Origin of the sequence: Paenibacillus nasutitermitis, assembly GCF_014641075.1 — a bacterium.
Lineage (GTDB): Bacteria > Bacillota > Bacilli > Paenibacillales > Paenibacillaceae > Paenibacillus_Z > Paenibacillus_Z nasutitermitis.
In genome coordinates this window covers 588,441-606,794 of sequence record NZ_BMHP01000002.1, presented here as the reverse complement: position 1 = coordinate 606,794, position 18,354 = coordinate 588,441, and the positions used below count along the sequence as shown (strand labels likewise).

22 protein-coding genes are annotated in these 18,354 nt (G+C 48.7%); 18 read left to right on the top strand and 4 right to left on the bottom strand.

Annotated elements, in window-relative coordinates; all coding sequences use genetic code 11:
• Positions 1-16: 16 nt before the first annotated feature.
• The 3 genes from IEY46_RS12790 to IEY46_RS12780 all read left to right on the top strand — a co-directional run bounded on the left by IEY46_RS12790 (position 17) and on the right by IEY46_RS12780 (position 2,985).
• Positions 17-535 carry a GNAT family N-acetyltransferase gene (locus IEY46_RS12790; RefSeq protein ID WP_188992389.1) on the top strand — a complete coding sequence of 173 codons (519 nt, stop codon included), beginning with the start codon at positions 17-19 and terminating at the stop codon, positions 533-535.
• A 454-nt stretch (positions 536-989) separates the two neighbouring features.
• On the top strand, positions 990-2,018 hold the full coding sequence (locus tag IEY46_RS12785) for an RNA methyltransferase (protein ID WP_188992388.1): 1,029 nt from the start codon (positions 990-992) through the stop codon (positions 2,016-2,018).
• Between the two features lie 28 nt (positions 2,019-2,046).
• Positions 2,047-2,985: a phosphotransferase family protein gene (locus IEY46_RS12780; RefSeq protein WP_188992387.1), complete on the top strand. Its 939-nt coding sequence runs from the start codon at positions 2,047-2,049 to the stop codon at positions 2,983-2,985.
• A gap of 13 nt (positions 2,986-2,998) precedes the next feature.
• Here the strand turns inward: IEY46_RS12780 and IEY46_RS12775 are convergent, their stop codons facing one another.
• A complete protein-coding gene (locus IEY46_RS12775; protein ID WP_188992386.1) occupies positions 2,999-4,438 on the bottom strand; it encodes an aminotransferase-like domain-containing protein in 1,440 nt (479 codons plus the stop codon).
• Between the two features lie 266 nt (positions 4,439-4,704).
• On the opposite strand from IEY46_RS12775, the gene IEY46_RS12770 reads away from it, so the two are divergent.
• The 3 genes from IEY46_RS12770 to IEY46_RS12760 all read left to right on the top strand — a co-directional run bounded on the left by IEY46_RS12770 (position 4,705) and on the right by IEY46_RS12760 (position 6,406).
• Positions 4,705-5,652, top strand: coding sequence for a carbon-nitrogen hydrolase family protein (locus IEY46_RS12770; protein ID WP_188992385.1), 948 nt, complete (start codon positions 4,705-4,707; stop codon positions 5,650-5,652).
• A gap of 34 nt (positions 5,653-5,686) precedes the next feature.
• Positions 5,687-5,827: a hypothetical protein gene (locus IEY46_RS12765; RefSeq protein WP_188992384.1), complete on the top strand. Its 141-nt coding sequence runs from the start codon at positions 5,687-5,689 to the stop codon at positions 5,825-5,827.
• Between the two features lie 201 nt (positions 5,828-6,028).
• Complete coding sequence (locus IEY46_RS12760; protein ID WP_188992383.1) at positions 6,029-6,406, top strand: VOC family protein; 378 nt, start codon at positions 6,029-6,031, stop codon at positions 6,404-6,406.
• A gap of 34 nt (positions 6,407-6,440) precedes the next feature.
• Here the strand turns inward: IEY46_RS12760 and IEY46_RS12755 are convergent, their stop codons facing one another.
• The gene (locus tag IEY46_RS12755) at positions 6,441-7,610 is read right to left on the bottom strand and encodes an SGNH/GDSL hydrolase family protein (protein ID WP_188992382.1); all 1,170 of its coding nucleotides are present in this window, start codon (positions 7,608-7,610) and stop codon (positions 6,441-6,443) included.
• A 158-nt stretch (positions 7,611-7,768) separates the two neighbouring features.
• Between IEY46_RS12755 and IEY46_RS12750 the strand changes: the two genes are divergently transcribed.
• Together IEY46_RS12750 and IEY46_RS12745 are read left to right on the top strand one after the other, a co-directional pair.
• Positions 7,769-8,485 carry an AAA family ATPase gene (locus IEY46_RS12750; RefSeq protein WP_188992381.1) on the top strand — a complete coding sequence of 239 codons (717 nt, stop codon included), beginning with the start codon at positions 7,769-7,771 and terminating at the stop codon, positions 8,483-8,485.
• Positions 8,486-8,670: 185 nt separating this feature from the next.
• Positions 8,671-9,126 carry a hypothetical protein gene (locus IEY46_RS12745; RefSeq protein ID WP_188992380.1) on the top strand — a complete coding sequence of 152 codons (456 nt, stop codon included), beginning with the start codon at positions 8,671-8,673 and terminating at the stop codon, positions 9,124-9,126.
• A gap of 218 nt (positions 9,127-9,344) precedes the next feature.
• On the opposite strand, the gene IEY46_RS12740 is transcribed toward IEY46_RS12745, so the two are convergent.
• Positions 9,345-9,542: a hypothetical protein gene (locus IEY46_RS12740; RefSeq protein WP_188994028.1), complete on the bottom strand. Its 198-nt coding sequence runs from the start codon at positions 9,540-9,542 to the stop codon at positions 9,345-9,347.
• Positions 9,543-9,741: 199 nt separating this feature from the next.
• Here IEY46_RS12740 and IEY46_RS12735 point away from each other — a divergent pair, with 199 nt between their 5' ends.
• From IEY46_RS12735 to IEY46_RS12695, 9 genes are all read left to right on the top strand, one after another.
• A complete protein-coding gene (locus IEY46_RS12735; protein WP_188992379.1) occupies positions 9,742-10,173 on the top strand; it encodes a Fur family transcriptional regulator in 432 nt (143 codons plus the stop codon).
• Positions 10,174-10,553: 380 nt separating this feature from the next.
• On the top strand, positions 10,554-11,261 hold the full coding sequence (locus IEY46_RS12730; protein ID WP_188992378.1) for a metal ABC transporter ATP-binding protein: 708 nt from the start codon (positions 10,554-10,556) through the stop codon (positions 11,259-11,261).
• Positions 11,207-12,100 (top strand): metal ABC transporter permease, encoded by an 894-nt coding sequence (locus tag IEY46_RS12725; RefSeq protein WP_188992377.1) that lies wholly within the window; start codon positions 11,207-11,209, stop codon positions 12,098-12,100. The genes IEY46_RS12730 and IEY46_RS12725 overlap by 55 nt, the downstream gene beginning before the upstream one ends.
• Before the next feature lie 65 nt (positions 12,101-12,165).
• Complete coding sequence (locus IEY46_RS12720; RefSeq protein WP_229750274.1) at positions 12,166-13,206, top strand: metal ABC transporter substrate-binding protein; 1,041 nt, start codon at positions 12,166-12,168, stop codon at positions 13,204-13,206.
• Positions 13,207-13,267: 61 nt separating this feature from the next.
• Positions 13,268-14,482 (top strand): GTP-binding protein, encoded by a 1,215-nt coding sequence (locus tag IEY46_RS12715; RefSeq protein ID WP_188992376.1) that lies wholly within the window; start codon positions 13,268-13,270, stop codon positions 14,480-14,482.
• Between the two features lie 41 nt (positions 14,483-14,523).
• Positions 14,524-14,673, top strand: a complete 150-nt coding sequence (gene rpmG / locus IEY46_RS12710; RefSeq protein ID WP_188992375.1) for a 50S ribosomal protein L33 — start codon at positions 14,524-14,526, stop codon at positions 14,671-14,673.
• Positions 14,674-14,867: 194 nt separating this feature from the next.
• Positions 14,868-16,778 (top strand): LTA synthase family protein, encoded by a 1,911-nt coding sequence (locus IEY46_RS12705; RefSeq protein ID WP_308422793.1) that lies wholly within the window; start codon positions 14,868-14,870, stop codon positions 16,776-16,778.
• 35 nt (positions 16,779-16,813) lie between these two features.
• Positions 16,814-16,957, top strand: coding sequence for a hypothetical protein (locus IEY46_RS12700; RefSeq protein ID WP_188992374.1), 144 nt, complete (start codon positions 16,814-16,816; stop codon positions 16,955-16,957).
• A gap of 207 nt (positions 16,958-17,164) precedes the next feature.
• A complete protein-coding gene (locus IEY46_RS12695) occupies positions 17,165-17,335 on the top strand; it encodes a hypothetical protein (RefSeq protein WP_188992373.1) in 171 nt (56 codons plus the stop codon).
• Between the two features lie 113 nt (positions 17,336-17,448).
• Here IEY46_RS12695 and IEY46_RS12690 read toward each other — a convergent pair whose 3' ends face one another.
• A complete protein-coding gene (locus IEY46_RS12690; RefSeq protein WP_188992372.1) occupies positions 17,449-17,715 on the bottom strand; it encodes a hypothetical protein in 267 nt (88 codons plus the stop codon).
• 199 nt (positions 17,716-17,914) lie between these two features.
• Between IEY46_RS12690 and IEY46_RS12685 the strand changes: the two genes are divergently transcribed.
• Positions 17,915-18,241: a hypothetical protein gene (locus IEY46_RS12685; protein WP_188992371.1), complete on the top strand. Its 327-nt coding sequence runs from the start codon at positions 17,915-17,917 to the stop codon at positions 18,239-18,241.
• The last annotated feature ends 113 nt before the right edge of the window (positions 18,242-18,354 follow it).

The window sequence follows — 18,354 nt, the reverse complement described above, 5'->3', positions numbered from 1 at the left end:
GAAAAGAGGGTAGCTTATGGAAATCACTCTCAGGCGCCTGGATTCGGAGGAGCTTGCCGATACATGGTCAGACGCTTTTATGAAGGAAAATATCGAGCGGCCGGAGCCCTATTTCGCCTATTGCCTCAATGAGAACCGTATGGGCCATCGTGTCACTTTGCTGGCTTTTAAGGATGATCAGCTGGTCGGCTGCGCCCACTTGAAATTTGAGTCCGGTTATGAATATTTTAAAAACAGCAACATTCCGGAAATTAACGATCTCAATGTTTTCCCGCGGCATCGCAGGCAAGGGGTGGCGAATCGGTTGTTGGAGGAATTCGAGCAAATCGCCAGCATGGATTATAAGACCATCGGCATTGGCGTCGGCTTATATAAAGATTACGGCCCGGCCCAGCGGATATACTGCCGTAGAGGTTACATTCCGGACGGCAACGGAGTGATGTACAATAACAAGGAAGTCGTACCTGGGACAATGGTGCGCGCTGACGATGATTTGAATCTTTATTTTGTTAAGGATCTGCGCCAAGAAGGTTGATTTCTCGACCTTGACGGATGAAATCGTTTACTTTATGATAAGGGATAAGTTGATGCAGGAGGTAACGAGCATGATGATGATGGCCGTATTCTTGACAGTTGTTCAGTTCTCATAAACTGAATATGGGGTATTCGCAAATGGGGACAGGAAGATTCGGCAAAATCGTCGGATCCATTTACTGTATCTTGTTTGGGTGCCCGTAATGTCAAGCATATGATACGGTCAATCGGCTGCTCCTGCATGTACACAAGGTTATTTATTTTATGAACCTTTTCATGATGGGCTGTGAATGGACATTTGTTCATTCGCGGCCTTTTTTTGCAATATAGAAAGGTTAAGTTTAACATTTATCCTTTCTATTATTGTAGGGAAGAAACTTACTGCGCCGCAAGGACGGCGTCAGCTGGTTCTTCTCGTTCAGCCGGTTTTCCGATTTAGAATCGGAGGAACCTTGATGAATCGAATTCAATATATGGCCACCGTGCTTCCTGGACTTGAAGCCGTGTTGGCAGATGAACTGGGCCTGAAAATTCGTAACGCGGACAACATAAAAGCCGTCCGTGGGAAAATTTATTTTCACACGGCCTCTCCCGCTTATGAACTGTATGCCTTGCGCACTGCCGATAATCTGTATCGTATCGTTTCTTTCTTCAACGCGGGCTTGCACCGCTCAGTGCTGCAGCAGCTGCAGAAAAAGATTGCCGTATGCGATCTATCCTTTCTCCGTGAAACCGGAAGTGGACCAGAAGGATTTATGGTGAATGCGAGCAGAAAAGGGACTCATAATTTCAGCCGGTTTGAAGCAGCGGAGGCAGCCATGTGCGGAATTCTGAAGCAATATCCGAACTGGAAGAGGGGAACTCCGGAAAACCACAGCTGCGAATTCCGTCTGGATCTGGAAGGCGAAGCGGGTGTATTCGCCTACCGGTTGACGGATTCCCATTTTAGATACCGCTGCAAGGGCCGCCAATTTGTTCCCGGTTCGCTGCGCCCGCCGGTGGCTCATGCGCTTGTGTGGTTATCGTCCCCGCATCATGAGGATCGGGTCATTGATCCATGCTGCGGGTCAGGTACGTTATTAAGCGAGCGGTTGGCTTACTCGCTCCAGGAAATCAAGGGAGGGGACTGCTCGGTGGATGCAGTACTGGCGAGCCGGCATAACTTATCTCCTGGCAGCACCGCCGTAGTTCATCGTTGGGATGCCCGAAGCTTGCCGGTAGACAGCGGATGGGCAAACAAAATCATCAGCAATCTGGCATTCGGCCGTCAAGTAGGCGATCGCGATTCCTTGATGGAGCTGTACGGCCCGCTTCTCGGGGAAATGTCCAGACTGCTTATGCCGGGAGGCAGAGCCATTCTGCTCGCCGAAGATGGAGCATTGCTGCGCCTGGCAGCAGCGCGCAGCGGTCTTGACTGTTCGGAGCTGCTCCGGATTAGCCTGAAGGGGCTTCAACCTGCGATCTACGAATTAACCCAATCGTGATACACATCATATGAAATGAGGGAATGGGATGTCGACCATTAAAGCGGATATGGACGGTCAGGCTGCTGCGGTTTTTTTGGAAGAGTATTGGGGAGAGCCTGCTTCGGAACTGATAGCAATCGAGCAGGGACAGGTGAACCGCGCTTATTTCTTCCGGATGAAAGAACAGGAGTATGTAGTCCGTTTCAATAACCAGGGCAGTGGATTTGAGAAAGAACGTTACCTGTCAGAAAAGTACGGATCCGAACGTTTCCCCATACCGGCCATCATCGGGACAGGTCCTGTCAACGGCTTGTATTATGCGATTTCAAAGCGCGCTCCCGGCAAGACTCTCATTCATTACGGGGGAGATCAGCTGTCTTTTCTTCAGTCCGTCCTGATGGAGCTGTTCGCCGGCTTAAACCAGCTGGATGTGACGGGGACAAAGGGCTGCGGGTGGATCCTGCCTTCCGGCGAGGGCAGCCATACCAGCTGGCAGGAGCATTTGGAATCGTCTTTTGATGAGGAACAGCCCGGTTTCTGGCAGGGCTGGCATGGTTTGTTTGAAGGAAGCTTCCTGGACAGAGATCTGTTTGATTCCTTATACGGCAGGATGTTGAAGCTTGCGGCTTACAGCCAGGGGCAACGTTATCTGGTGCATGGCGATTTCCACATGGGGAATCTGATTGCTGAGGGAGAGCGGATAACCGGTGTGATTGATTGGGAAATGGCCATGTATGGCGACTGCCTGTTCGACCTGGCCACCTTTCATTTGTGGTCACCGCATGTTCAGCTTCCCGAATTGTATTACCGGCATCTTCAATCTCAAGGCAGGAAGATGCCATATTTTGAAGAGCGGCTGCTATCGTGCCTGCTTTGCAAAGGACTGGATGCCCTGCGGTTTTATGCCCGGACCGATGACGAGCCGGCTTACATTCATGTTCGCGACGATCTGCTCGGGCGAATTGCCGGCAGTCCGGCAGGATGAAGAATTGCCTTGATCAACGTGCGTTCTGCATACGCAATGCCTGGGCAAGCGCCATGATTCCCGGATCGATCTCCTTCAGTAGAGGTCTGGCATAGCTAAGCCGGATATATCCCTCTTCCGATCCGTAGACGCTTCCCGGAACAAAGACCACTCCGCTGCGGATGCCGTCCTCCAACAACCGGCTGTCATTGATTTTATGATTGATTTTGCACCACAGGTTCAAGCCGCCCTGAGGAAGGTCGAATAGGACCTCGCCGGGCAAATGCTTATGCAGCGATTCCGCCATCTGATCCCGTTTCAACTGCAAGGACAGCTGAAGATTCATAATATGATCGTCAAACCGCTCCGAGCTCATTAACCGTTCCGCAAGCCATTCGGATACGATGCTCAGCCCGAAATCCATTTGCTGTCTGGCATCCGCCAGTCTTGCGACAACCGACTGGGGAGCCACGAGCCAGCCAATCCGCAGACCGGATGCTGCTATTTTGGATAAAGAGCCGATGTACATGACGATCCCATCCTGATCCAGAGATTTCAGCGGCTGCGGAGGCTCCGGCTGCATGGTGGTAAGGCTGAAGGGATCATCCTCCACCACCGGAATCCGGTATTCGGCAGCGATTTCCAGAAGCCGCTTGCGTTTTGCCATACTCAGCACGCTGCCGGTAGGGTTCTGGTAGTTGGGGTTAAGAAATATCATTCGGATTCGGTGCTCGCGATACAGCTGTATGATGTCTCCCGGCTCGATGCCGTCCTTGTGCACGGGAAGCCGGCAGATCCGCAATCCTGCAGACTGGAACATCGGCAGCGAGTAGCTGTAGGAAGGATCTTCTATCGCAACGGCATCCCCGGGTGACAACAGACATTGGGTAATCAGATACAATGACTGCTGGGAACCGGATGTAACCAAGATGGAGGATCCGGTAGTTCTGATCCCATGTTGGCGTTCAAGAAACAGGCTCAGCGTTCCACGCAGCCCTGCATGACCCTGAGGCAGTTCATACCCGAGATGCTCTTCGAACGGTTGCTCCTTCAGCAGATCCTGAATAAGACGGTTCGGAAAAAGATCATCGGAAAGCTCGCCGCTTGCCAAATCGATCAACTGATCATCCTGCCGGGTAACTTCACGGATTCGGCGCATCAGCGGCAAATTGGGCAGGAATGCTCCGCCTTCTGTATAATGATGCCAATTGGGCGTCTGGGAGGGGGTTAGTCCCCATTTGGTGCGGCTTACGCTGGTGCCCCTTCCAACCGTGCTTTCAAGCAGGCCGGAAGCGCGCAGCTCCTCATATGCCTGGATGACCGTACTTCGGTTTATATCCAGCTGCTCCGCCATGCGCCGCTCCGAAGGAAGCTGACTTCCAGGAGGGAGCTCGCCGAAGGCGATTCTCCGTTCCAGATGTTCCACGATTTGGCGGTAAATTGGTATTTTTGCGTTCCGGTCTGGTTTCCACATCCTGTTTCACACCTTTGACAAGGATAATTAAAAATGGATCGGTTAATCGGTATAAACAGGTCTTATTGGCTTCGGGCAAGGCCAACCAGCTAAATGGACTTGCCTGGAACCCTCCAATTCATTTTAACAAGCCCCAATGGATGGGTCAATTCTACCCCAATTGGCGGGTTACAAAGCAGGCAATCCCTTTTATGATAGTGCCATATCGATCGATTTCATTTTGAATGCCAAGGTTCTAGTCCAATCGAGGAGCTGATAGGCCAAGGATGGAACATCAATTACGCATTGCTGTCGTTCAAGCGGCGCCGGTTCTGTTCGACAAGGAGTCCGCATTAGAGAAAGTGGCTGATTATGCTGCGCAGGCACGGAATGAAGGAGCTCGATTGCTTGTATTTCCCGAGGTTTTTGTTTCCGGTTACCCCAGAGGACTTACCTTCGGCGCCCGGGTGGGAAGCCGGACGGTGGAAGGCCGCGAGGATTTTGCGAGATATTGGAGAAGCGCTATCGTGATTCCGGGCGAGGATACCAGCCGGTTGGGGGAAATAGCACGGGAAACCGGTCTTTATCTGGTTATCGGCGTTGTTGAAAGAGATGGCGAATTCAGCGGAGCTACGCTTTACAACTCCATTATATATATCGGCCCCGACGGGGAGCTGTTGGGCAAGCACCGGAAGCTGGTGCCGACAGGCTCCGAGAGGCTGCTGTGGGGTCAAGGGGACGGCAGCACGTTGACCGTGATAGACACTCCTTTTGGCCGCATTGGCGGATTAATCTGCTGGGAAAATTATATGCCCTTGGCCAGAATGGCACTGTACGCTAAAGGGGTTGATATCTGGATCGCACCTACAGCCGATTCCCGTGACACCTGGCAGGCTACCCTTCAGCATATTGCCTGCGAGGGGCGCTGTTATGTCATCTCCAGCAATCAATTCGTGACAAAGTCGACCTATCCCTCCGATTTGCAGGGCTATGGCGATATTGCTGGAGACGAGCAAATTTTGTGCCGCGGGGGAAGTGCGGTCGTTGGCCCGCTTGGCGAATATATCGTCAAACCTTTATTTAATGAAGAGGGGCTGCTGGTTGCCGATTTGGATATGGCGCTTGTAGCGCAGAGCCGTTTCGATTTTGACGTAGCAGGCCATTACAGCCGTCCTGATGTGTTCGAGCTTACCGTTCACGAAACCAAACAAACGATTGTGAATTTCAAAGGGTAGGACAGTTTTATCAGAAAAAAGGAGGATGACGAGCATGGATGTACCTGCTTTGGTATGGGTTTCCGCCATAGTTATTGCCATAATTGTAACCTGGATGACGATATGGGTGACGAATAAAGCTTACTCCAGAAAATGGGAAGAGCGTACAAGCGATATTGACCGTGTTGACCATTAATCGTGATTGATTGCATTTATAAAGCGGTATGTCTTCAAACCTGAAGAGACAACAAGGAAAACCTTTGACCTGGCGGTTGAAGGTTTTTCTTTTGTAAGATTTTTGAAAGATTCCGTTTCGTACCGTTACCAAATATGGTATTATTATATCAGTATGTCTACATTCGTATTCTAGCATTTAAGCTGTGGGGGGGAGAATTTCATGCGCATAGATTTCGTCAAAGGAGTCGACCATGTTCAACTGCCTGTCAATGATTTGAAGAGAGCGACGGACTGGTATTCCGGTGTGCTCGGTTTAGAGGTTAAATCGGTACATAAGCATGCGGCATGGCTGAAATTTGCCGAAGGCCCTTTTATGATGCTTCATCACAGCAATAAGGATACGAAGGTACAGTGGATGTCCGAGGTTGATTTTCCGATGCCTGCTTTCATGTTCATCACAGACCGCATCGTTCAACTGAAGGAGCAGCTGGATAAAAATAATACCTTCATCCGTATGTACCAGGACGAAGGCTTCGGTTGGGTCATCAAATTCGTTGATCCTTTCGGCAACGAGCTTGGCGCTTATCAGCCAAACTGATTTCCGGCCGGCATGGGGCTTCTTACTGCCGCTCTTAATCATCATTTGTGGCGGTTATGAAACCAATCAGTCTGACTGAATTTCCCGTGGACTCTTTCTTTTTGTTCCCGCTTATAACAAGCTTTACGGCATGCGTTTGCGGTGCCAGCGAGCTGGTAATAAGCATTTTTTTTATTAGGCTGGTTTTGGAGTAAGTGTCTATTGTCGCTGCGAATTTACCGTCTATGTATACCTTGGCTATTCCGCCGTCTTTGTTGGTTTCCATGATGAGACCGAGCAGGCTTCCTTTAAAATAACCGCTGATGAAATTGCCGGGCTGCTTGCCGGAGAAACGGTCGCCATCTTTAATGAACCCTTCCGAATTTGCGATCATAGAAGAAACCGGAGCTGCAGTACCCGTACCGAATTGCCTGGAACCAGGGTAAAGCAGCGAAGATGGAATCGCGGTCATTGTTTTGTTTTGATTCATATTGGCTTCGAGAGTCTGCATGATGGCCTGGTTAAAGCGTTCATAGCCGAGGCGGCTCGGAAGAATGCCGTCATTGGATAATATCAGACCCACGGCTGCAGGATCATTAGTTCGGATATCGATTAGAGGCAGGTCATAGTAGGTACTCAGTTGCTGCAGCACTTCGGGGTAATCGCTGGTTTGAAGTGCAGGTTCAATGATCAGCAGAATTTCAGCATTTTCATTTCTGGTTTTGATGCTGCGGATCAGACTTTCATGAATTTCACCGTAGGTTTGCGAATCCAGCAAAGCAGCCTGGTCGTGATATCCGAAGCTGAGGATGACCAAATCGTAAGTTGCGTTTGCCCGCAGCATTTCGCCGTAATCATACCAACCCCCGAACACTGTTCCTGCTGGATGAGTAACAAGCGTTCGGAGAGCTGTTACCTGATGAGAGGTTTTCATCGCTTGCTCGAACTGGTAAAACCACTTATCCTGCTTGCTGACCGTTCCGTCTCCCTGACCGGTACCATCACCAACCACCAGATAGTTGATGAATTTTCCCATACGCATTTTGTCGTAGACATTCAAAGACTTTTGCTGGATTTGAGGGTTATTTGTTGTTGCGGCTGATGCTCCCCTGATTTTGTTTTGCAAATTTTGATTGCCCAGAAACAAAACTAATCCCAGAATAAGCACGAGAGCTCCTGTTGGCAGAATGGGCTTGCTCAAAAAAAATTTCATCACGGTCATCATTCATACAGCTCCTATTCATTCACTCCTTATGATACGAATCGTATCATTAGTTTTCGATAATGTAAATGAATGGTTGTTTCATAGAAATTGAATCCTATTTTTGTTAGGATGGGAAATAAAGAAATGCCTAAACCAGTGAGCGAGAGGTACTAGCGCCTATGCTACTCGAAGTGAGCAAGAAGCAAGAACTGATAACGGACGACCATCGGTATCCGTTTAATATCCCGTCGATCCGGATGCTCGACCGGCTTCGCTTCGGGAAGCGGGTGACCTTTCTGGCTGGGGAGAACGGATCCGGCAAATCCACGCTGCTGGAAGCAATCGCTTATCAATGCGGGTTCAATACTGCCGGAGGCGGGCGCAACAATCAATATGAGCTCGCTTCTGCAGGTGCGCAGCTTGGCGATTATATCCGGTTATCCTGGATGCCAAAATTAAATCAGGGGTTCTTTTTGCGCGCGGAATCCTTTTATAATTTTGCGAATCATATCGATGAGATCGCCAAAGAAGCCCCTTCCATTTATGGAGCTTATGGAGGCAGATCGCTGCATGAACAGTCTCATGGCGAATCATTCCTGTCCCTGTTCAAAAACAGGTTCGGCAAGCGGGGGTTTTATTTGCTTGACGAGCCAGAGGCTGCGCTTTCGCCTGCAAGACAGCTGGCATTCCTGAGTATTATCCATGAGCTGCAGCGCCATGCACAGCTTATTATCGCCACCCATTCCCCGATCCTTCTGGGTTATCCGAATGCCGATATCTTCAATTTCGACGCCCATCCCCCCGAGCTTATTCGGTACGAGGATACGGATCATTATCAGATCACCCGGAGATTTCTGGAGAACCGGAAAATGTATCTGAATGAGCTGCTGGACTGAAACGGTCTGCAGGCGCTTTGTTTAGCTGCTTTTTATTAATTAAAGTTTGTTGGTATACATTGATTCATTAGTAACTTTGGGAGTACCTAAGGGTCAGAATTAATCTGATTCATATGCAACATAATTTTACTTTCTTATGTCTATAAAATTGCAGTGCCATCTAAATTTGGAATGGGTGATTTATTATGTTAACAAGTGGCAACAAATTCGCTTCTCTTTTGGTGATATTATTTCTAATCGCAATTGCTTCTGTAGGAATTGCTAACGCTCAGAATTCAAATAACTCATTAGAAGAGAAGACAAGTATATCTGTTCAAAAATTTGAAAAAGATCCTGTTGAGTCTGCAAAAAAGATTATAAGTGATTATTTTTTAGCATTCATACAAAAAAAAGGAAGTGACGGAACGGCTCTAATTAACTATAAAATTATAAATATTGATACTTCTGATCTAAATGATGTCAAAGTATCAGTTAAACTTACATATGCAGATAATTTTGACTATCCTCCAGTAGAATATCATGTAGTGAAAAAGAGTAATTCCTATCAGGTTAATAAGCAATTTTGCGCATTTGATATGATTACGGACTCTCCGACTCGTGGAACTGTAAGGTGCAGCAGTGATGGTTCTGCAAGTATCTAACTCCAATCAGCATAGATAGAAAGACATGTAAGGGTCTGTACTAAGACCTGACAATTCCTTGGCAATGGTGGTCACAGCGGTGGCTACGATGGTTTGATCCAGAGCAGCCAACACTTGTCCCAGCAGCAGCGCTGCGGTGATTCATTGCCAAATAAGGCGCAAGAAAGGGAAGTTCCCCGTTATGGGGAAGCTTCCCTTTCTTGTCTGCTGCTGCCGGATTATTTTTGTTCCTTTTCAATCTCGTCTTCCAATCGGCTGATGTATTCGTTAGGGATTAAATCTCCTTGGGCATTGTTATTCTTGACGGCGCTTTTCCGCCCGTTGCGGAACTCGCCGCCATGCACGTCGGAAACACTTTGTCCATTATTATCGCTTCCACTATGACGGTTTCTGTTATTATTGTCATTATTGGACATGCCGCTTAGACCTCCTGTTTAGTATTGCCGCGTGAGTGGCTCATGGTTAGCTTTTGCAGAACAGGGGTGATTATACAAGCGGAGGATCTTGATGTACATCGCATTGCGTGAAGATTGTGCGTTCAGTGCGAGTCTTGACATCTCTTCTACAATTACGGCATGATGAAATGAAAACATACGCTGAAGGGATTGCGGATATATGGCTGAACATAATAGAATGCAGCAGATCATTGATATTATGGTCAAGAACGGATGGAGAATTACCGAGCAGCGCCGGATGCTGGCGGAGATTTTCACGAAGACAGAGGGTTATTTATCCCCCAAGGATGTTTATGATCTGATGACCGTGCAATATCCGAGCGTCAGTTTCGATACGGTTTACCGCAATTTAAGGCTGCTCAGTGAAATGGGCGCGCTGGAGCAGTTTTATTTCATGGACGGCGGTCTAAAATTCAGGGGCAGCTGCACGACGCATCATCACCATCATCTTATCTGCGTCAATTGCGAGAAAACACTGACCTTCGATTATTGCCCGATGGAAACGTCACTGACGCTGCCTGGTGATTTCAAAATCATCAACCACCGCTTTGAAGTATACGGAATTTGCGAAACCTGTCAGAAGGAAGCTTGATATTCATCTATGTCTATCAAAGTAAGAGGGTACGCAACAAAAAGTGCCAGCTGGCAAAGGCTGATTTCCTTAAAAGAAGGGAGTCAGCTTTTTTTTATCATTTGTACGATTGCTCAAAAAAACGGCATTGACGAGCGGGGGAGGAGCTGTTAGACTTCATATAGTAAATATTACGAATAAACCCGGGATAGGGTGTGTGTGGTTGACTGCCAACACATGTCGCTCTACCGTGAGCTAAGCTGCGCGCGGAGCAGGGATTCCATCGGGATATGGCGGTTCGATTTGCGTGGGTCGCACGGGTTCTTTTTCGCTGTCTGTCATATAATAGTAATATTTACATATAAATGATGGATCGTCATGAGATCGGGAGGGATGCTAATATGCTGCTTGCGGTAATGGAAGAAGTCAGGTTCGGGTATACAGACGTGCCTTGTCTGGAAGATGTAACTGTGGAAATCTACTCGGGTGAGTGGGTGGCTGTGACCGGGCCAAACGGCGCTGCAAAAACAACGCTGCTTAAGCTGCTGCTGGGCCTGCTACGCCCATGGGAAGGCGGCGTTCATAAGTCTGCTGTTAATCCGGATGGAAAGAATCTGGTCATTGGCTATGTTCCACAGCAAATTGCCGCTTTCAACAGCGGGTTTCCCAGCACAATTCTGGAATTTGTCCGTTCCGGGCGATATGTTCACGGCTCCTGGCTGCGCAGCCTGAAGGCTGAAGATCATAGGTGTACAGAGCATGCACTCCGCCAGGTCGGCATGTGGGAGCAGCGACGGCGGAAGATCGGGGAGCTGTCGGGCGGACAGAAGCAGAGGATCTGTCTGGCCAGAGCACTGGCGCAGGAACCGGATTTGCTGGTATTGGATGAGCCTGCAACCGGCATGGATCAGGAGAGCCGTATCGGCCTATATGAATTGCTGCGACATCAAGTCAGGACATACGGGAGGACAGTTGTTATGGTGACACACGGCTTGCAGGAGGCAAGTCCTTATCTGGATCGGATCATCGAGCTTGTCCGAAAGGAGGATGGGGGATGGGAATGCTGCACTACGACTTCATGCAGCGGGCATTTTATGCCGGTGGGCTAATTGCCCTTGCTGCTTCGGCGCTTGGTGTTTATCTGCTGCTCCGCAGGCAGGCGCTGATAGCCGACATGCTTTCACATGTTTCGCTCGCCGGCGTCGCTGGCGGCACCTACTTGCATCTGAATCCATCCCTGACCGGATTTGCGGTGGCTGTTATCGGCGCGGTAGCAGTGGAATATGTTAGACATTTCTATAAAACCTACAGCGAGATCTCGATCGCCATTATTATGGTCGGGGGATTATCCAGCGCGGTTGTATTAATGAGCCTTAACCAGGGCGTGAACAAAAGCTTCACTTCTTATTTGTTCGGATCAGTGGTTGCAGTAAGCAGCACGGAATTGCAATTAATAGGCGCAGTCGCCTTTGCCGCAGGACTGTTTCTTTATCTCTGCCGGAGACCGCTTTACCTGATGGCGTTCGATGAAGAAACAGCCAGAACTGGCGGCCTTCCGGTAAAATGGCTGTCACTGGGCTTTAGTGTACTGACAGGCATGATAGTCGCGGCAGCCATGCCGATCGTCGGCGTACTGCTTGTATCTTCCCTGGTTATTCTCCCGGCTTCTCTGGCAATCCGTATCGCCCCAAATTTCTCGGCGACACTGATCTTCGCGATGATTATCGGCCTGACCGGGGTCTTCTCAGGGCTTACCGCTTCTTACGCATTCAGCACACCCCCCGGGGGGACGATTGCGCTTGTCCTGCTGTTGATCCTGCTTGTCGGGATCGGCATCAAGAAAATCGCCGTTTCCATTGCCAGAAGAAGAAGCAGGGACAGGAAAGCAAAGAGACCGGTTGGGATTTCCCAGCAGTCCCGTTTCTCCAACGATTCGGCTCCTCAGTAGAAAGCCGGAAGGCTGTTAACTGTGAGGCGAAAAAAATTTTTGATAATAACAAGGAGGAAATTAAAATGAGATTCAGGATGAGTAAATGGCTGGCACTGACTGCGGTAACAGCACTGCTGCTTACGGGCTGCGGGAGCATATCGAACGAGGCGGAAAACAGTTTAAAGAACGATTCTGCTGTGAGCGGCGAAAAAGCTGCAAACGGAGCGAATATTGAAGAGGCTGGAAGCGGCAACAAGCTTAAGATCGTCGCCACCTTTTATCCGATGGCGGAATTCAGCCGTCAGGTGGCTGGCAGTCACGCGGAGGTTATTGGGCTTATACCCTCCGGCACAGAGCCGCATGATTGGGAGCCAAGCGCCAAAGATATGGTTCAGATTCAAGAAGCCGATGTGTTTGTTTACAATGGCCTGGTGGAGGAATGGGTGCAGGATGCACTGGACAGTGCAGGCAGTCAGCAACGTATTGTGGTCGAGGCCAGTAGTGGGATTGAGCTGATGGAAAGCATGATAGTGGAAGAAGAAGGGGAAGGGGGAAGGGATGAGGACCATGATCATAATCATGCACATGAGGATGGCCACGTTTTGGATCCCCATGTATGGTTGTCTCCCGTTCTTGCCCAGCAGGAGGTGGCAGCTATCCAGCGAGCATTGGTGCAGGCAGATCCTGCCCATGAAGCGGACTATAAGAAGAATGCCGAAGCTTACATAGCCAGGCTGCAGGATTTGGATGAAGCGTTCAGAAAAGGGCTTGAGAATCCCAAACGCAAAGAATTTGTTACCCAGCATGCGGCTTTCGGCTATTTGGCCAAGGAGTATGGATTAACGCAGATCCCGATAGCCGGTTTGTCCCCGGACGAGGAGCCGTCTCCCGAGAAGATGGCCGGAGTGGTGGAGTTTGCCAAAAAGAATCAAATGAAAACCATTTTCTTCGAAACGCTGGTGGAACCAAAGGTCGCCCAAACCATCGCTGATGAGATCGGCGCAAAAACCGATGTGCTGAACCCGCTTGAAGGGCTGACGGAGGAAGAAACCGCCCAAGAAATGGATTATATTGCAGTCATGAATAAAAATCTTGAAGCGCTCAAAAAAGCATTACATGAATAAGGCTCATTTTTTTGAGATTTTATCGTAATAATTACGTAAAAGAAAGGACAACATTCCATTGATGATGCAAACCAAAATTCCCGTAACCGTGTTAAGTGGTTATTTGGGGGCTGGCAAAACGACGGTATTGAACCATGTGCTGAACAATCGCAGCGGCTTGAAGGTAGCGGTTATCGTAAATGATTTGAGCGAAATAAATATCGATGCCGCACTCATTCAGAGCGGTGGCGGCCTCTCCAGGACCGACGAGAAGCTGGTGGAAATGTCCAATGGCTGCATCTGCTGCACGCTGCGGGAGGACTTGCTCCAGGAAGTGGAACGGCTAGCCAGGGACAACCGCTTCGATTATATACTGATCGAATCGACGGGTGTCGGTGAGCCGGTCCCGGTCGCGCAAACGTTCAGTTACATGGATGAGGAACAGGGAATTGATTTAACCCGGTTTTGCAAGCTGGATTGCATGGTAACCGTAGTGGATGCCTACCGGTTCTGGCACGATTTTTCCTCTGGCGAGACGCTGCTAGAGCGCCGTCAGGCGGTAGGAGAAGACGACGGTCGCGACGTGGTCGATTTGCTGATCGACCAGATTGAATTCTGCGATGTGCTTATCCTGAACAAATGCGATCTGGTGGATGATGAGGAGCTGGAAGAGCTGGAAGCGCTGCTGCGCAAGCTGCAGCCCCGGGCCCGACTGATCCGGTCGAGTCAGGGAAGGATCGATCCCGGAGAAATTCTCCATACCGGCTTATTCAATTTTGACGAAGCCAGCGTCTCGGCGGGTTGGATAAAGGAAATGGCCAAGCCGGCCCATACGCCGGAGACGGAAGAATACGGCATCTCATCCTTTGTCTACGAACTCGCCAAACCGCTTCACCCCAACCGGCTGCTTAGCTGGATGGAAAACTGGCCGGTTGATGTTGTGCGGGCGAAAGGAATGATGTGGGTGTCCTCGCGTCATGATATCGCCCAGAGTATCAGCCAGGCCGGACCATCCGTCCAGTTCGGGCCAGCGGGGTATTGGGTTGCTGCGCTGCCGGAGGAAGAACGGCAAGCTGCTCTGATCGAAGATCAGGAGCTGCTCTCCGGCTGGGACGAGACCTATGGGGACCGGATCAACAAAATTGTATTTATCGGCATTGAGATGGATAGGGAGCAGATTATCTCGACCCTAGACGAATGTTTGCTGACGGAGGAGGAGCTTGAACAGGACTGGAGCGGCTTTCACGACGGCCTGCCCAACCTCTTGCCATCTGGTGAGGACACGGCTGTTGTCTAAAACTTAAATTAAATCCGATAAAGGATGAAAGGTTGAGCGCTATGAGAGTTGTTGTTACACTTGCCTGCACGGAGACCGGGGACCGCAACTATACTACAACCAAAAACAAACGCAATCACCCCGAGCGGCTGGAGCTTCGCAAATATTGCCCGCGGCTGAAAAAACAGACCTTGCACAGAGAAACAAGATAAATTCCACTTTATGCAACAAAGTCGGACTCAAGCAGTCCGGCTTTGTTGCGGTATTCAGTTGAAACACGGCCGGCTATAAACCAAATCATAGGAAGATGAAGATGATCCGCGTCACCCCTTGTAGAAGAGCCCGGCCGTAAATGGTATACTGAAGGTTGGGCATTCATTTACTTAGGAAAGGATCTGGGTTTTTCGTGCGAAAGGCTTTGTTTAGGAAAAAAGAATTTACGCTGAGCTTTCAGGAAGACAGGCGGCGTCGAATCCCTCTATTTTATATCCTATTCGTTCTGTTATTGTTGAAAATGATTTTGCTGCGCAGCTTCTTCTTTGGTGAAATCGCTTGGTCCCGGCTGATAACGGATGCCGCGTCCATTCTGGTAATCCTGAGTGTTATTGAGCTTGTTATTCCACTGAGAGCCAAGACAATCGTGTACGGGGCGTTTAATTTCCTTTTTTCGCTTACTTTGTTTGCGGCGACATTATATTTCTCCCATTTCGGCTCAGTAGCAACCTATACGGCGCTTTATGATCTTCCACAGGTGCTGGAAATCAAAACGAGCGTCCAATCGACTATTCAAATCAGCAATTATCTATATTTTATTGATCTTCTCGCTGGATTGATTATATGGCTGGTATGCAGAACCATCGGCATACGGCTGCCGGCCAACCGTTCCGTATGGAAAATTGGCGTGCTGATCACTTTTGTTGTCTGTGTCGGGATATCCGCCAGATACATTCAATTGGGCATGCCCATACAAAATGAGCTTGTGGAGGCGGAGAACGAAGGGTTTCTGAATTACCAGATTTCCTCGGCGATCAAGGCTGCGAAGGACAACACCATCGCTGCCGAGGGCAACACCGAAGACATTATAAACGAAATCAACAATCTGCAGGCTTCCTATCCGCATAAAAACCAGACGGGCGGAGCGCCGGCATATTTTGGAAAAGCTGAAGGGAAGAATGTCATCGTTCTTCAACTGGAGGCCTTTCAGAATTTTCCGGTTAATCTTTCGGTGGAGGGTCAGGAGGTTACACCAGTCCTTAACGGCTTGGTAAACCAGGGCTTCTATTTCCCGAATTTCTTCCAGCAAATTGGACAAGGCAACACCTCCGACGCGGAGTTTATGGCCAATACCTCCATCTATCCGACTGGAAAAATTGCGATGTCGACCGGTTACGGAAACCGCGTGCTGCCGAGTCTGCCAAGGCTGCTTCGGGATCGCAATTATGAAGCCGATACTTTCCATGTCAATAATGTGGGCTTCTGGGACAGAAACAAGCTGTACCCGGCGCTTCATTTTAACCATTATTACGACAAACCGTTTTTTACAAACGATCATTTCAACAGCTTCGGTCCGTCGGATGAAGAGCTGTACAAGGTCGGAGTAGAAAAACTGTCGGAACTAAGCAAGCAGAATAAGCCGTTCTATGCCCAGTTTGTCACCGTGTCCAGCCATTTCCCTTTCGAAGTGCCGAAGGACCGGTTGAAAATGACGATTCCCGACAAACTGAAGGATACGCAGCTGGGAGATTATTTGGCTGCGGTCAATTATACGGATTACGCGATTGGTACGCTGATCGAAGGGCTGAAGCAAAATGGGATGTGGGATAACACCATGCTGGTTATCTACGGCGATCATTTCGGTCTTCAACCGGATAAGAACGATCCAGCTTTTATGAAAGAGACGCTTGGCATTACGTACGATTACCAGGTATCCCGGTTCAATATTCCATTCATCATTCATATGCCTGGAGAAACGGAAGGCAAAGTGGTCAATACAGTTGGCGGGCAGCTAGATATTATGCCGACAATCGCCAATCTGCTGGGTATCTCGCTGCGTGACGAGAAATTTACGGCATTTGGCCATGATCTGTTGAATGTGGATCACAATGTATTCGGGATGCGGTATTACATGCCCACAGGAACGTTTTTCAACAATGACATTCTGTTCGTACCCGGCAAAGGCTTCGAGGACGGTAAAGCAACTTCGCTGGACACGCTTGAGCCTGTGACTGATTTCTCGGCATTCCGCAAAGACTATGATTATGTGCTGAAAATGATGGAGCTATCGGACCGGTATGTGCGTTCGCTTCCCAATCGCTAACCGTCTAACCGGATAGAAGCAGAAGGAGGATGACAATGGGAGTACCTGCAGGGGTCTGGATTGCGGCTATCCTAATTGGTGTTATCCTGGTTTGGATGACGATCTGGGTAACAAACAAGGCCTACTCAAGAAGATGGGAAGATCACGGTCACGATCAGAGTAAGGAAAAAAAAGATTAACAGCTTTTCCAGGAGAGCCCGCAGCAGAAACTGCGCGGCTTTTTTTATGGAAAACAAGCCCGATTTAATTGACATTGATAATCATTATCAATTAAAATGAATATGGAGTCATATACATAAACAAATGCACGGCACATCGGTGCTGGAGAATAAAGCTGTAATCAGTCGAAGGCGCACTAAAAGGCAGTGGGACAGGAGGGCGGGCCAATGGGGATTTTGTATGAAATCATCTATCATACGAAGAGCAGCCGCAATGGAGCGGAGGATGTAACGAACAGGCCGGGCACAGCCGATCTGATACGTCAAAGTTATTATAGAGCGGATCGGAAGCTGAAGGAAAATCTGATGCTTGCGGATAAAGGGCTAAACAAAGCCTAGCGTAAAACCGCAGTGCTTACCGCACACGATTGGACCCGGATGATTTGATCATAAGCCTGACGAATGAAAGCCATCAAATCAAACGGATCGAAACGATAGCGACCAGTAAAGGACTAAATCGTAATTAGTCCTTTTTCTTTGATTTCATTCTCAAACTCGGCAGCATGCTTGGACATGCAGTTGCAGTAATAATCTTTTCGGCATATCGGGCATGGTACAGTCAGCAGGCGGTTAACGCCGATTAATTCCCAGTCCGGTTTTTTGCTGTAAATGAGCCGGCATTTGGTGTTGTCTGTCAGAGTCGCTACAAAGTGGTAAAGGCCTTCCGATTCATTGCTGTCCACCACTACAAGATCTTTAATGTGAATTTTTAGCGCCATGTTTATCTCCTGTTCACGTATTTGATTTTTGCCTTCATCTTTAGTCGCTTAGTAATACTAAATGGATTATACCACTTTTGTCAAAGTGAAATTAACCCTTCGCTCATATTTATTATACGTTTATGGTTAGACAGGAAGCAATGTGTGTAATAAGGAATACGGCAAGCCGAAAAAAAAACTGAATCAGGCGGTGAATGACATGACAGTCCGATATGTATTAAACTGCTACAACACAACCATTACGGTGAAGCAGGAAGATGACAGTCTTGGGCAATATGATGTCAACATTCAGAGCAACAATAGTCCATTCGGTTCGGGTAATACGCTTTTTTCCGCTCATTCGGAAGAGCAGGCCGTTCGGATTGCCAATCAGCTTTGTTCCTTTTATGCCTTGGCCAGAGAAAACGGCTATTACTTGAAAGGTAAAGCGTTTACAAAGCCTGACCGACGCGACATTCTGGCAGAAGAAGTGCTGAGCTTTGAAAGAAGTAATGAAGACATGCATGCTTTACTAGCCGGTGCTTAAATACACTCGAATAAATAGCAGGTTAAAGACCTCTTACGGAGGTCTTTTTTTGTTGACCTGAATTGGCAATTCCTGTTCTGAAACTCATTGGAATTTAGGAGCTTTTATGGGAC

Excerpts from the sequence above, each read along its gene's own strand:
- IEY46_RS12690 (WP_188992372.1), bottom strand. The coding sequence starts at position 17,715 with ATGGCGCTAAAAATTCACATTAAAGATCTTGTAGTGGTGGACAGCAAT.
- IEY46_RS12695 (WP_188992373.1), top strand. The coding sequence starts at position 17,165 with ATGGGGATTTTGTATGAAATCATCTATCATACGAAGAGCAGCCGCAAT.
- IEY46_RS12725 (WP_188992377.1), top strand. The coding sequence starts at position 11,207 with ATGGGAATGCTGCACTACGACTTCATGCAGCGGGCATTTTATGCCGGT.
- IEY46_RS12775 (WP_188992386.1), bottom strand. The coding sequence starts at position 4,438 with ATGTGGAAACCAGACCGGAACGCAAAAATACCAATTTACCGCCAAATC.
- IEY46_RS12765 (WP_188992384.1), top strand. The coding sequence starts at position 5,687 with ATGGATGTACCTGCTTTGGTATGGGTTTCCGCCATAGTTATTGCCATA.
- IEY46_RS12790 (WP_188992389.1), top strand. The coding sequence starts at position 17 with ATGGAAATCACTCTCAGGCGCCTGGATTCGGAGGAGCTTGCCGATACA.
- IEY46_RS12685 (WP_188992371.1), top strand. The coding sequence starts at position 17,915 with ATGACAGTCCGATATGTATTAAACTGCTACAACACAACCATTACGGTG.
- IEY46_RS12755 (WP_188992382.1), bottom strand. The coding sequence starts at position 7,610 with ATGATGACCGTGATGAAATTTTTTTTGAGCAAGCCCATTCTGCCAACA.
- IEY46_RS12780 (WP_188992387.1), top strand. The coding sequence starts at position 2,047 with ATGTCGACCATTAAAGCGGATATGGACGGTCAGGCTGCTGCGGTTTTT.
- IEY46_RS12700 (WP_188992374.1), top strand. The coding sequence starts at position 16,814 with ATGGGAGTACCTGCAGGGGTCTGGATTGCGGCTATCCTAATTGGTGTT.
- IEY46_RS12730 (WP_188992378.1), top strand. The coding sequence starts at position 10,554 with ATGCTGCTTGCGGTAATGGAAGAAGTCAGGTTCGGGTATACAGACGTG.
- rpmG (WP_188992375.1), top strand. The coding sequence starts at position 14,524 with ATGAGAGTTGTTGTTACACTTGCCTGCACGGAGACCGGGGACCGCAAC.
- IEY46_RS12770 (WP_188992385.1), top strand. The coding sequence starts at position 4,705 with ATGGAACATCAATTACGCATTGCTGTCGTTCAAGCGGCGCCGGTTCTG.
- IEY46_RS12745 (WP_188992380.1), top strand. The coding sequence starts at position 8,671 with ATGTTAACAAGTGGCAACAAATTCGCTTCTCTTTTGGTGATATTATTT.
- IEY46_RS12735 (WP_188992379.1), top strand. The coding sequence starts at position 9,742 with ATGGCTGAACATAATAGAATGCAGCAGATCATTGATATTATGGTCAAG.
- IEY46_RS12785 (WP_188992388.1), top strand. The coding sequence starts at position 990 with ATGAATCGAATTCAATATATGGCCACCGTGCTTCCTGGACTTGAAGCC.
- IEY46_RS12760 (WP_188992383.1), top strand. The coding sequence starts at position 6,029 with ATGCGCATAGATTTCGTCAAAGGAGTCGACCATGTTCAACTGCCTGTC.
- IEY46_RS12715 (WP_188992376.1), top strand. The coding sequence starts at position 13,268 with ATGATGCAAACCAAAATTCCCGTAACCGTGTTAAGTGGTTATTTGGGG.
- IEY46_RS12750 (WP_188992381.1), top strand. The coding sequence starts at position 7,769 with ATGCTACTCGAAGTGAGCAAGAAGCAAGAACTGATAACGGACGACCAT.
- IEY46_RS12740 (WP_188994028.1), bottom strand. The coding sequence starts at position 9,542 with ATGTCCAATAATGACAATAATAACAGAAACCGTCATAGTGGAAGCGAT.
- IEY46_RS12720 (WP_229750274.1), top strand. The coding sequence starts at position 12,166 with ATGAGATTCAGGATGAGTAAATGGCTGGCACTGACTGCGGTAACAGCA.